The 11,624-nt window shown below is 43.0% G+C and carries 12 protein-coding genes; 9 read left to right on the top strand and 3 right to left on the bottom strand.

Annotated features, from left to right (window positions below):
* Positions 1–150: 150 nt before the first annotated feature.
* The gene (locus tag FHW89_RS25935) at positions 151–561 is read right to left on the bottom strand and encodes a VOC family protein (RefSeq protein ID WP_172337952.1); all 411 of its coding nucleotides are present in this window, start codon (positions 559–561) and stop codon (positions 151–153) included.
* A gap of 280 nt (positions 562–841) precedes the next feature.
* Here FHW89_RS25935 and FHW89_RS25930 point away from each other — a divergent pair, with 280 nt between their 5' ends.
* The 5 genes from FHW89_RS25930 (at position 842) to can (ending at position 5,503) form a co-directional block, all read left to right on the top strand.
* Positions 842–1,174, top strand: coding sequence for a hypothetical protein (locus FHW89_RS25930; RefSeq protein WP_172337951.1), 333 nt, complete (start codon positions 842–844; stop codon positions 1,172–1,174).
* Between the two features lie 140 nt (positions 1,175–1,314).
* Entirely contained in the window at positions 1,315–2,922 is a 1,608-nt protein-coding gene (locus tag FHW89_RS25925; RefSeq protein ID WP_172337950.1) for a SulP family inorganic anion transporter, read from the top strand.
* Positions 2,923–2,930: 8 nt separating this feature from the next.
* Positions 2,931–3,623: a carbonic anhydrase gene (locus tag FHW89_RS25920; protein WP_172337949.1), complete on the top strand. Its 693-nt coding sequence runs from the start codon at positions 2,931–2,933 to the stop codon at positions 3,621–3,623.
* 374 nt (positions 3,624–3,997) lie between these two features.
* The gene (locus FHW89_RS25915) at positions 3,998–4,744 is read left to right on the top strand and encodes a YoaK family protein (protein WP_172337948.1); all 747 of its coding nucleotides are present in this window, start codon (positions 3,998–4,000) and stop codon (positions 4,742–4,744) included.
* Positions 4,745–4,840: 96 nt separating this feature from the next.
* Positions 4,841–5,503, top strand: coding sequence for a carbonate dehydratase (can, locus tag FHW89_RS25910; protein ID WP_172337947.1), 663 nt, complete (start codon positions 4,841–4,843; stop codon positions 5,501–5,503).
* A 150-nt stretch (positions 5,504–5,653) separates the two neighbouring features.
* Here the strand turns inward: can and pruA are convergent, their stop codons facing one another.
* Positions 5,654–7,291: an L-glutamate gamma-semialdehyde dehydrogenase gene (pruA, locus tag FHW89_RS25905; RefSeq protein WP_172337946.1), complete on the bottom strand. Its 1,638-nt coding sequence runs from the start codon at positions 7,289–7,291 to the stop codon at positions 5,654–5,656.
* A gap of 119 nt (positions 7,292–7,410) precedes the next feature.
* Between pruA and FHW89_RS25900 the strand changes: the two genes are divergently transcribed.
* Together FHW89_RS25900 and FHW89_RS25895 are read left to right on the top strand one after the other, a co-directional pair.
* Positions 7,411–7,854, top strand: a complete 444-nt coding sequence (locus tag FHW89_RS25900) for a hypothetical protein (protein ID WP_172337945.1) — start codon at positions 7,411–7,413, stop codon at positions 7,852–7,854.
* A 63-nt stretch (positions 7,855–7,917) separates the two neighbouring features.
* Complete coding sequence (locus FHW89_RS25895; RefSeq protein WP_172337944.1) at positions 7,918–8,331, top strand: GNAT family N-acetyltransferase; 414 nt, start codon at positions 7,918–7,920, stop codon at positions 8,329–8,331.
* On the opposite strand, the gene FHW89_RS25890 is transcribed toward FHW89_RS25895, so the two are convergent.
* Entirely contained in the window at positions 8,321–9,187 is an 867-nt protein-coding gene (locus tag FHW89_RS25890) for a DUF6340 family protein (RefSeq protein WP_172337943.1), read from the bottom strand. The two genes, FHW89_RS25895 and FHW89_RS25890, sit on opposite strands and share 11 nt — an antisense overlap.
* Before the next feature lie 283 nt (positions 9,188–9,470).
* Between FHW89_RS25890 and FHW89_RS25885 the strand changes: the two genes are divergently transcribed.
* Positions 9,471–10,586 (top strand): M42 family metallopeptidase, encoded by a 1,116-nt coding sequence (locus tag FHW89_RS25885; protein ID WP_172337942.1) that lies wholly within the window; start codon positions 9,471–9,473, stop codon positions 10,584–10,586.
* A 100-nt stretch (positions 10,587–10,686) separates the two neighbouring features.
* Positions 10,687–11,589: a sugar phosphate nucleotidyltransferase gene (locus FHW89_RS25880; protein ID WP_172337941.1), complete on the top strand. Its 903-nt coding sequence runs from the start codon at positions 10,687–10,689 to the stop codon at positions 11,587–11,589.
* The last annotated feature ends 35 nt before the right edge of the window (positions 11,590–11,624 follow it).

Raw genomic sequence — 11,624 nt, 5'->3', positions numbered from 1 at the left:
TCGGCGGAAAGAAACCTATCGATATGGTCGCCCTAAACAACAAAAAATAATAGCTAATTCTGTTACCGAATTACCTAACCCTTACAGCAATGACGCCTTTTTAAGGAAATTTCAATCTACACATTTGAAATCTGCACATCCGTACATCTATTACATTTGCTGCGGTATAGCGCTCATATCCATATAGGCAAATTCCCACAGGTGACCGTCAAGATCCTGGAAACCGTGACTGTACATCCAGCCATAATCCTGTTTTTCGTTAGGTACTGTGGCACCTGCGGCTACTGCCTTGTGCACAATTTCATCAACTGTTTCCCGGCTATCAACCGAAATACAATTAATGGTTTCGGCTACTTTGGTAGCATCGGCGATATCTTTTTTAATAAATGATTTAAAGAATGGCTCGGTTAACAGCATAAAAAATATATTATCGCTGATAACCAATGATGCACCCTGTTCATTAGTGAACTGTGGATTGAAGCTATAGCCCAGGCTGGTAAAAAACTCGATTGATTTGTTAAGGTCTTTAACAGGTAGGTTTACAAAAATTTGAGTTGCCATGATGTTTGATGATTAGATGTTTATTTGTTTAAATGTCTGAAACAAACATACGGGCATTAATGCAACCCGATGAGGTGTAAAAACGACAAATTAAGGGCAAATTATGACAACAGGTTATTACCCTGTATTTTGGCTTTGATCTCTTTTTTAGCAAATGCCTTTCATGAGCTGATACTCTTTGGAGCGGATCAGGTGAGGCTAAATAGTAATTAAATTGTAAGATTAGACTAAAATCATATTCGCTACGTTCTAACAGCTGTAAAATTGTATATTTGTAGTAATGAGGATCAGGAATTTCAAAACGCTGATAGTAGTAATGTTTATGGGTGTCTTTATGATAAAGATGGCTATATCCCTTGCGCCTGCGTTTTTGTATCTTGATAATAAAACAGTAAGAGCAGTTATACTACAGCTTGAGCAGGAATCTAAAACCGAAAAAGAAAACCCGGATAAGGACACTTTTAAGGAGAAAAAAGCCTTTGATGAATATTATATGCACAGTGTAGCCTATATTACATTTGTTGCAGAAAACAATATACTTCATAATCAGGAAGACCATCTATATAAACAGGCATATCACCCTGTTGTCCCCACGCCGCCACCCAACGTTTAAATGATTAACCGGATACTTCCCTATCCGGATGCTAACGCTTTACAATTCATTTAAATTTTTCGTCAAAATAATTTATTAACGATGATGAAACTATCCTCCGATATGATCGGAAGGAAGGCTTCATTCAAATTATCGATCTTATGCAAGATAAGCAAGGTGGCTTTGCTGCGGGCAATCTCAACCTGAAAAAATATTTCTTATCCAAAAACTTAAAAAAGGATATTCCATCAAGTGTCGTTGTATTTCTGGTTGCGCTCCCTCTATGTTTGGGAATAGCACTGGCCTCGGGCGCTCCTTTATTCGCCGGCGTATTAACCGGCATTATTGGTGGTATCGTAGTAGGCACCTTCAGTGGTTCGCAACTGAGCGTGGCAGGTCCGGCGGCCGGTTTAACGGTTATTGTATTGAATGCCATAACCAAACTTGGCGCGTACGAAACCTTTTTGCTGGCCATTGTGCTGGCCGGTGTTTTCCAGATGCTCCTGGGTATATTAAAGGCGGGTACCATTGCCAATTACTTCCCTTCATCGGTAATTGAAGGCATGCTTGCGGCCATAGGTATCATCCTGATCATGAAGCAATTTCCACATGCTGTTGGTTATGATGCCGACTTTGAGGGTGATGAGCGCTTTAGTCAGATAGACGAACACAATACTTTTTCAGGTATCCTGCGCGCGGTAGCCCGTATCAATTACGGGGCAGTTATTATTACTGCGGTTTCGTTACTACTGCTTATTTACTGGCCAAAATTCAAAAAGCTGGCCATTGTTCCGGCCCCGCTACTGGTTGTTTTGGCTGGTGTTGGTTTGAGTATGGTATTTAAAGGAAGTGGATTTGCCTTGCTGGATAAGCAGTTTGTACACATACCTATCGTAAACAGCAGCGCCGAGTTTTTCGGCTTATTCAAATCGCCCGACTTTAGCCAGATCGGCAATAAAGAGGTTTGGATAACTGCGTTTACCATAGCCGTAGTAGCCAGCCTGGAAACCTTGCTTAGCCTCGAAGCTGTTGATAAGATCGACCCGATAAAGCGTATTTCACCCACCAACCGCGAACTGGTGGCCCAGGGATTGGGTAACATCACCAGCGGTTTATTAGGTGGCTTGCCTATGACTGCTGTAATTGTACGCTCATCGGCCAATGTAAATGCGGGTGCACGTACCAAAATGAGCAGCATTATACATGGTTTGCTCCTGCTGGTATCCTTGCTTTGCATCCCCTTCCTCATCAACCTCATCCCGTTATCGTGCCTGGCAGCTATACTGCTCATGACCGGTTATAAACTAACCCGCATCAGCCTGTTTAAACACATGTGGCATTTAGGGCTGAGCCAGTTTATTCCATTTGTAGTAACCATTGTTGCCGTAGTACTAACCGATCTGTTGATAGGCGTGGGCATTGGTATGCTGGTGGGTATATTTTATATCCTGCGTACCAATTTGCGCAACCCCTACTTCTACCAGATCGATCGTAATGGCGATAAAAAGGTGATCAGGATAAAGCTTGCCGAGGAAGTATCCTTTTTAAATAAAGCGGCCATACAGATAACGCTAACCAGCTTACCTAAAGGCACAGATGTGATCATCGATGGCTCCAATTCCAGGTTTATTGACCCGGACGTGATCGAGATCATCCACAATTACAAGCACAATGCCTACACTAAAGGCATCGTTGTGCAACTGCATGAAATAAAGGACAAGTACGATATACCTCCTTTAAAAGAATTAATGTATAACCCCACTAACTAAGAAAAATCATGACCTCAATAGATAATAATTTAAAACTGGTAAATAACGACGGTAGCTATAATGCGCTAATACGCGGCAACAGCCAATGGGTTGACCTGAAACTACAGGAAGACTCAGACTATTTTAAAAAACTGGCTAAAGGCCAAAGCCCCGAAGTATTATGGATAGGCTGCGCCGACAGCCGCGTACCTGCCAATGAAGTAACAGGTACCAAACCAGGCGAAGTGTTTGTACACCGCAACATTGCCAACGTAGTGGTACACTCTGACATGAATATGCTGAGCGTATTGGACTACGCAGTAAACGTGCTTAAAGTAAAACACGTTATTGTGGCCGGTCACTACGGTTGCGGCGGCGTAGCTGCTGCTATGAGTAACAAGCAATTTGGTGTTATTGACAACTGGTTGCGTCATATAAAAGACGTTTACCGTTTGCACGCTAAAGAACTGGATGCTATTGAAGACCAACAGGAACGCACCAACCGCCTGGTGGAGCTTAATGTAAGCGAACAGGTATACAACGTGTGCAAAACCACCATTATACAAAATGCATGGCAGGAACGCCATGACCTGGAAGTTCATGGCTGGGTGATTGACCTGGGTACAGGTTTGATCAAGGATTTAAAAGTTTCCAGCAGCAGTCCGCATAACCTGGGTTATGTGTATGAGTTTGACAACGCAAATGCTGTTGCTCAACATTAATAAAGGCTGCTGCCCTTAAGCCTTCAAGGATTCTCCCTCAATACCTGCAAAGGGAGAGGTTTATGTTTGGTTTGCCCCGGTTCATTGTTAATGGCCGGGGTTCTTTTTTTGAAGGCGACAACCCTATTCATCTGCTAATGACGGAAAGTCCAATCCCCCACGTCATTGCGAGCGCAGCGTGGCAATCCCAAACTATACAGAGCGGCTCTGTTAATCGGGGATTGCCACGCTGCGCTCGCAATGACGCGTGGATATTATACAGAACTTCAAAATCTGCCTGGAAATTGAATAACATATATTGAAATTACTGACTTCATACTCAATCCTTCAATTTTTATCCTATTTTTATCCTGAAGCAACAAGCAAAAATATTTATGCTGAGGCAATCAAAAGAAACACGCACTTTAAAGCAAAACCTATTACTGGCCTCATCTACCGCCTTTGTATCGGGGGTAACCAATGTGGCCGGCATGATCGCCTTTCTGGCCTTTACTTCAAATATCACGGGGCATGTGGCCAACCTGGCCAAGCACGTGGTTGAACAAAACTGGAGCGAAATTGTGGTTTTCTTGATATGGCTGCTTATGTTTTTTGCCGGGGCATTTATGTCTAACTTTATTGTCCACTCGCTGGAGCATAAAAGCCGCTACCGGGCACATTCCATTCCCATTGTCATCGAGATCATTCTGCTACTGTTTGTGGCTATTTACGGCCATAACTTTTACCGCGAAACCCAAACCGAGCGTGAAGTGGTTATCGGCGTGATCATTTTTTGCATGGGTTTGCAAAACAGCCTGGTATCTACCATATCCGGCGGGCTCATCAAATCGACACACTTAACCGGCCTGTTCACTGACCTGGGCGGCGATGTATCTGAATGGTTTCATCCCAATACCGCCAAAACCGAAACTACCCGCAACAAGATCTACGTGCGCCTCACCGTACTGGGCTTTTATTTTTTCGGCGGCATCATGGGTGGGTTCTTTTTTAATTTGTATGATTTTGCGATATTTTATTTCATTCCGCTAATTTTGCTTACCATTTTATATTACGATCTTTCGCCGGTAGCACTGCATAAGATCAGCCGGATATTCCGGACGGATAAAAGCAGGCCGGTTTAGATTCTTTCGCCGGTAGCACTGCATAAGATCAGCCGGATATTCCGGACGGATAAAAGCAGGCCGGTTTAGATCATTAACTCTTTAACATTTACACCTATGTGCGCCCAAACAAGCATTCACGACACCAGCCACATTACTTACGAAGGTTTGCTGGAAGGTAACAAGCAGTTCATCGCAAACGCCTTAGACTCCGATCCGGACTTTTTTACTAAACTGGCCAATGGCCAAAAACCACCAATACTGTGGATAGGTTGCGCCGATAGCCGCGTACCGGCCAACCAGATCACCAATACAGCACCCGGCGAAATATTTGTACACCGCAATATTGCCAACATGGTTATTCACTCTGATATGAATATGCTGAGTGTACTGGACTATGCCGTAAACGTATTGAAGGTAAAACACGTGATTGTAACCGGCCATTACGGTTGCGGTGGTGTACTTGCCGCCATGAGCAACAAAGCCTTTGGATTGATTGACAACTGGCTGCGCCACATTAAAGATGTTTACCGCCTGCATGCCGATGAACTTGATGCCATTACTGACGAAACCGAACGCGGCAACCGCCTGGTAGAGCTTAACGTGAAAGAAAACGTATATAATCTTTGTAAAACCACCATCGTGCAGAATGCCTGGAAAAGCGGCCAGGAACTGGGTGTGCACGGCTGGGTTTATAGCCTGAGCACCGGCAAAATCGGCGACATGAACGTGAGCACTTATAACAACGATAATATGGAGAACGTGTTTAAGTTTAAGTAGTCGAGAGAGTCAAGAGACAAGAATCAAGAGCCAAGATTAAAATTATAAATATCATGATATGCGAAGAGCCGGGGATTATAATTCCCGGCTCTTTTATTTAAAGACAAATTTACGTCTTAATTCTTGATTCTTGTCTCTTGACTCTGGCGCTTACACTTCCTTTGTCAAAAACGGATACCTGTAATCCTTCGGCGGATCAAAGGTTTCCTTAATAGTACGTGGAGATACCCAGCGCAGCAGGTTGATCATAGAACCAGCCTTATCATTAGTTCCGGATCCTCTGGCACCGCCAAATGGCTGCTGACCAACAACGGCACCCGTCGGTTTGTCGTTAATATAGAAATTACCGGCAGCGTTACGTAAACGATGAGTAGCCTCGGCAATGGCATATCTGTCCTGCGATATAATAGAGCCTGTTAGCGCGTAGATGGATGTTTTATCTACGATGTTAAGCACCTCATCAAATTTGGCGTCCTCGTACACGTAAATGGTCAATACAGGGCCAAATAGCTCCTCGCACATGGTTACATAGTACGGATCATCTACTTTTAGCACAGTAGGCTCTACAAACCAGCCAACAGTTTTATCATAGCTACCACCGGCAACTACTTCAACACCTTTATCAACTTTGGCCTCATCAATATATTTTGCCAGTTTATCAAACGATACTTCGGTGATCACGGCATTAACAAAGTTTTCAAAATCCTCTACCGGACCCATTTTAAACGAGGCGATGTCGCGCTGTACATTGGCTTTTACCGCAGGCCATAACGAGGCCGGGATATAAGCACGTGAAGCGGCAGAGCATTTTTGTCCCTGGTATTCAAAAGCACCGCGAACCAAAGCAGTACTTACCACATCGGCATTGGCGCTCGGGTGGGCCAGTACAAAGTCTTTACCACCGGTTTCGCCTACAATGCGCGGGTAGGTTTTGTATTTATGAATGTTGGTACCAATAGTTTGCCAGATATTCTGGAAAACTTTGGTTGATCCGGTGAAGTGGATACCGGCAAAATCAGGGTGGTTAAATATCACCTCGCCTGCAACCGGGCCGTCAACATAAATGAGGTTAATAACACCGGCAGGTACACCGGCTTCTTTAAACACCTTCATGATCACGTTGGCGGCAAATATCTGGGTGTAAGCTGGTTTCCAAACCACCACGTTACCCATCATGGCTGCTGACGAAGGCAGGTTACCCGCGATAGCTGTAAAGTTAAATGGTGTTAAAGCAAACACAAAACCTTCCAGCGGGCGTTGCTCCACACGGTTCCAAACACCTTTGCCTGATACTGGTGGCTGTTGCTTGTAGATCTCGGTCATATATTCTACGTTAAAACGTAGAAAATCGATCAGCTCACAGGCAGAGTCAATCTCGGCCTGGTAGGCATTCTTTGATTGACCCAACATCGTTGCCGCGTTAATTTCGGCACGGTATGGACCGGCAATCAGTTCGGCAGCTTTTAAAAATATGGCGGCACGCTGCTCCCAGGGTAAATTTTCCCAATCGGCCTTGGCAGCCAGGGCAGCATCAATAGCAGCAGTAACGTGACTGGCATCACCTTCAGAAAAAGTAGCCAGTAAATGTTTATGATCATGCGGCGGGCGGATCTCGAGCTTAGTGCCCGTACGTACTTCTTTGTCGCCGATGTACATAGGTATATCCAATTGGTGAGCACGGGCAGCCTCTAAGGCGGCTTTAAGCGCTACACGTTCCAAACTGCGCGGGCCATAGTTTAAAACAGGCTCGTTTTGCGGCGGCGGAACATTAAAAAATCCTTTAAGCATAGATGGGTTATTTATGTTGCCGCAAAGATACGGATTTTGCAGGGAAGGGGGAATTGAGGAAATGTCAAAAATGCTATGGATACAACACAAACGTTTGAGAAAATTAATACTTTTAGGATGTGGAAGATCAGGATGAATTATTTTTTGAGTTGAAATGCGATGGCGATTCAATAAAAATAACCCCAGTTGAATTTATAATCTATGATTCGGAAACCTCATGGGATAAAAACTGGATAAAAACCAAAATAGAAATCAAAGCCGGTGTATTTACTGGAACATATAGGGGGGAATTTATGACCCACGATTTCGTGGCCTTTAAAAAGGAATTAAAAAACCTATACATCAATTTAGATAGTTCAGCAAAATTTGAAGGATTAGAGGGATATTTAAAAATAGATATTAAAGGGGACGGATTAGGTCACCTAAATGCTATATGCGTAGCCAACGATGCACCTGGATATGGAAATAAGTTAACTTCTTATTTTTATTTCGACCAGACATATATTCCACATCTATTAAAGCAACTTGATAAAATCATTGAATATTTTCCGGTAACAAAGTAATTATCTTTGCACCCACGACTTACACCACTCCCCAATAACGGATTGAAGAAGTTTTAATATATCATGATCCACATAGAACAAATACGTCCCGAACTTACCTGGCGCTTACGCCGACAGGTGCTTTATCCTGAACAAAAGCTGTACGAAATGGAAATGGAGGAAGACAATCACGGTTTGCATTTTGCCGCTTTTCTGGATAATAATGTGGTAGGCGTAATATCTTTGTTTGCCAGAGGCGATGACTACCAGTTTCGCAAGTTTGCGGTTGACGGGGAGGTTCAGGGCAAAGGCATTGGCACCAAAATGCTGGCCTATGTTACAGATTTTGCCCGTACCAATGGCGCCAAACGTTTGTGGTGCAATGCCAGGGTAACGGCAATCAGCTTTTACATCAATGCCGGCTTTGAGCATACCGGCCAGCTGTTTACACGGCAGGGGTATGATTACGAGATCCTGGAGAAAAACCTTACTCTTTAATCAGCGCCGCGATCAGCGTAGTAGCGTAGTCATTTTGCTGTTTCTGATTGGATAACTTGGCCAGATCAAGCGCCTCGTCAATATCACCCTGGGCCTCATAAACTACAGCCAGGTTATAAGCTGCCCTGCTTGCCTGTTTAAGGTCGGGACCATCAATAATGGGGTTGAGTATTTTAAAGGCAAGATCGAATCTGCCCGCCAGTATTTGCTTTACTGATGTTGCCAAAAGATCGCCCTGGTTATAAAGCGGCCGGTAATTGGTAATGGTATAAGGCAGATAATCTTTCAATGCATCGAGCGCCGCATTACGGGCAGCACCATCAATAGAATAGCCAAACCGGCCATCCTGTGGTTCGGTAGCTACCCCTTTGAGCTTTTTAAAGAAGATGCCATTACTTTCATATAAAGTAAAAGCAACCCTGGCCTTGGTGCTGTAATAAGCTATTTGAGCATTACCATCATACTGTACATTATCCAGCACCAGGCCCGCGTTAAAGTCATCGAGCGTTAAAATATAGTTGGCTTTGTATTTGGCCGCCAGATGTTTCACAGAATCTTTATTGGCGCTAAATGATACGGAATCGATCAGGTTGGAAACTTTAACACCTGGTAACAACTTCAGTTCCTTTTCGGCGCCGGTTATAGCGCTATAGGCTGCTGCTTTAAGGGCCACAATTTTACGTTTATTGAGGCGGGTGGAATCAAAGGTAAGTTTATTAACCACCAATATACGGGCGGTATCCGTTCTGAATACCAGTTTTGGGGCATAATCAACAGGTACAGTAGCGTATTGAACCACGTTACAAGAGGTTAACCCGATTATAAATAATATGCAAATGAGCTTAAACAGTTTCACGGTGTGGGGTAAATTATAGATGGATGTAAAATTACGAAACTACGATGAATTTGACATGAATATTAACACTGTATTATATGTAAACAATACAGTTAATCACAACTAATTAATCAAGTGCCACAAATTTTACATATTTCAAAAAAAAACGCTAATGCTGCAACATTAGTATTAAATTAATAATAAAAACGTGTTTTTATTTCCAATATGACAGGGTATTTTAGGGCTTTAACATCTACTTTGTTATATTTGCTTAATTGCATAATCATAGTTTGCTAAAGAAAATATGGCTAAAAAAAAATCAGATGCATCAACGCATACTCCTATCGTAAACGAAACCTCTCTTTCATTTTTCGAAAAATATATAAATAACCCGTCTCCTACTGGTTTTGAATGGAAAGGCCAGGAATTATGGCTCGATTATCTGAAACCTTATATCGATACCCATTATGTGGATAATTACGGTACCGCGGTAGGTGTTATCAATCCCAAAGCCGATTACAAAGTAGTTATTGAAGCCCATGCCGACGAGATATCATGGTTTGTAAATTATATTACCAATGATGGCCTGATATACGTGATCCGTAATGGCGGTTCCGATCACCAAATAGCCCCTTCCAAAAGGGTAAACATCCATACGGATAATGGTGTAGTAAAAGCAGTTTTCGGCTGGCCTGCAATACATACCCGCCAGGCTGGTGATAAGGAAGAAGCCCCAACCTTAAAAAACATTTTCCTGGATTGCGGTTGCACAAGCAAAGAAGAAGTAGAGAAACTAGGCATCCATGTAGGTTGCGTGATCACCTATGAAGATGAATTCACGATTCTGAATGACCGCTATTATGTTGGTCGTGCCCTGGATAACCGTGCAGGTGGCTTTATGATAGCCGAGGTTGCCCGCTTATTAAAAGAGAATAAAGTAAAACTGCCGTTCGGCCTGTATATCGTAAACGCAGTACAGGAAGAAATAGGTTTGCGCGGTGCAGAGATGATCGCCCACAAAATAAAACCTAACGTGGCTATAGTAACTGATGTTACGCATGATACACAAACGCCAATGATCAATAAAATAACCCAGGGCGATCTGGCTTGTGGTAAAGGTCCGGTGGTCTCATACGCTCCCGCGGTTCAAAACAACTTAAATAAACTACTTATTGAGACGGCTCAAAAAGCTAATATTCCTTTCCAACGCCAGGCGTCTTCACGCTCAACCGGTACCGATACCGACGCGTTTGCCTACTCCAATGATGGCGTACCATCAGCGTTGATCTCTTTACCATTACGGTACATGCACACCACGGTTGAAATGATCCACAAAGAAGATGTGGACAACGTGATACGCCTTATTTACGAATCACTATTGAATATCAAAGCCGGTCAGGATTTCAGATATATCAAATAATTAACGCTTTTTTTAAAACAATTTGAGTAATAGATTGATTTCACTATAAAAAATTCATGCAAGGGCATATAGTTATTTCAAAATACCCCAACGTATATCTATGAAACCAACACTCCTTATTTTGGCCGCAGGAATGGCCAGCCGTTATGGCAGTATGAAACAAGTTGACGGCTTTGGCCCCAATGGAGAAACAATTATCGACTATTCTATCTACGATGCTATAAAAGCGGGTTTTGGGAAAGTTAGTTTTATTATCCGTGAAGAATTCGCCGATAATTTTAAGGCTATTTTTGAACCCAAGCTTAAAGGCCGTATCGAAACGGATTATGTTTTTCAAAGCTTTGATTTAGCCCCTTTCGGCATTGATAAAACAATTGAACGTGCCAAACCCTGGGGTACTGCCCACGCGGTACTTGCCGCACGCAACCAGATCAATGAACCATTTTGTGTGATCAACGCCGATGACTTTTACGGTTATGACTCCTTCGAGAAAATGGCTAAATTTTTAACCACCGAAGTTTCTGATGACACTTACTCGCTGATAGGCTACCAGATTGACAGAACCCTGTCTGACTATGGCTCTGTATCGCGCGGTGTTTGCAAAGTTGATGATGCAGGTAACATGGTAGAGATCAACGAACGTACCGAGGTTTACTTTAAAGAAGACGGCAGCGTAGCTTACAAAGATGCTACCGGCGAGCACGCCCTGCCAAATGATACACGTGTATCTATGAATTTCTGGGGCTTTACACCTGCTATATTTAAGCAAAGCCTACCCATGTTCCAGGAGTTTGTTGAGGCTAATGAAAACAATCCTAAATCAGAATTCTTTATACCATTGGCAGCCGATCAGCTGATTAAAAGTGGTGAGGCTTCATTTAAAGTTATCCCAACCGGCTCTAAATGGTTTGGTGTAACTTATAAAGAGGACAAACCTATTGTACAAAAAAGCATATCGGAGCTGGTAAATAACGGTACCTATCCATCAACGCTTTGGGATTAATTATCTCCAATATTTAAAAAGCCTGCTTAAAGCGG

It is taken from the genome of Mucilaginibacter sp. SG564, assembly GCF_013149275.1.
Lineage (GTDB): Bacteria > Bacteroidota > Bacteroidia > Sphingobacteriales > Sphingobacteriaceae > Mucilaginibacter.
The sequence above is the reverse complement of the archived record's forward strand: the minus strand, read 5'-3'. Positions and strand labels throughout refer to the sequence as shown.

What these genes read in the sequence shown, in the direction of transcription:
- FHW89_RS25880 (WP_172337941.1), top strand. Translation starts at nt 10,687, where the DNA reads ATGAAACCAACACTCCTTATTTTGGCCGCAGGAATGGCCAGCCGTTAT.
- FHW89_RS25925 (WP_172337950.1), top strand. Translation starts at nt 1,315, where the DNA reads ATGCAAGATAAGCAAGGTGGCTTTGCTGCGGGCAATCTCAACCTGAAA.
- FHW89_RS25920 (WP_172337949.1), top strand. Translation starts at nt 2,931, where the DNA reads ATGACCTCAATAGATAATAATTTAAAACTGGTAAATAACGACGGTAGC.
- FHW89_RS25930 (WP_172337951.1), top strand. Translation starts at nt 842, where the DNA reads ATGAGGATCAGGAATTTCAAAACGCTGATAGTAGTAATGTTTATGGGT.
- FHW89_RS25895 (WP_172337944.1), top strand. Translation starts at nt 7,918, where the DNA reads ATGATCCACATAGAACAAATACGTCCCGAACTTACCTGGCGCTTACGC.
- FHW89_RS25885 (WP_172337942.1), top strand. Translation starts at nt 9,471, where the DNA reads ATGGCTAAAAAAAAATCAGATGCATCAACGCATACTCCTATCGTAAAC.
- FHW89_RS25935 (WP_172337952.1), bottom strand. Translation starts at nt 561, where the DNA reads ATGGCAACTCAAATTTTTGTAAACCTACCTGTTAAAGACCTTAACAAA.
- can (WP_172337947.1), top strand. Translation starts at nt 4,841, where the DNA reads ATGTGCGCCCAAACAAGCATTCACGACACCAGCCACATTACTTACGAA.
- FHW89_RS25915 (WP_172337948.1), top strand. Translation starts at nt 3,998, where the DNA reads ATGCTGAGGCAATCAAAAGAAACACGCACTTTAAAGCAAAACCTATTA.
- pruA (WP_172337946.1), bottom strand. Translation starts at nt 7,291, where the DNA reads ATGCTTAAAGGATTTTTTAATGTTCCGCCGCCGCAAAACGAGCCTGTT.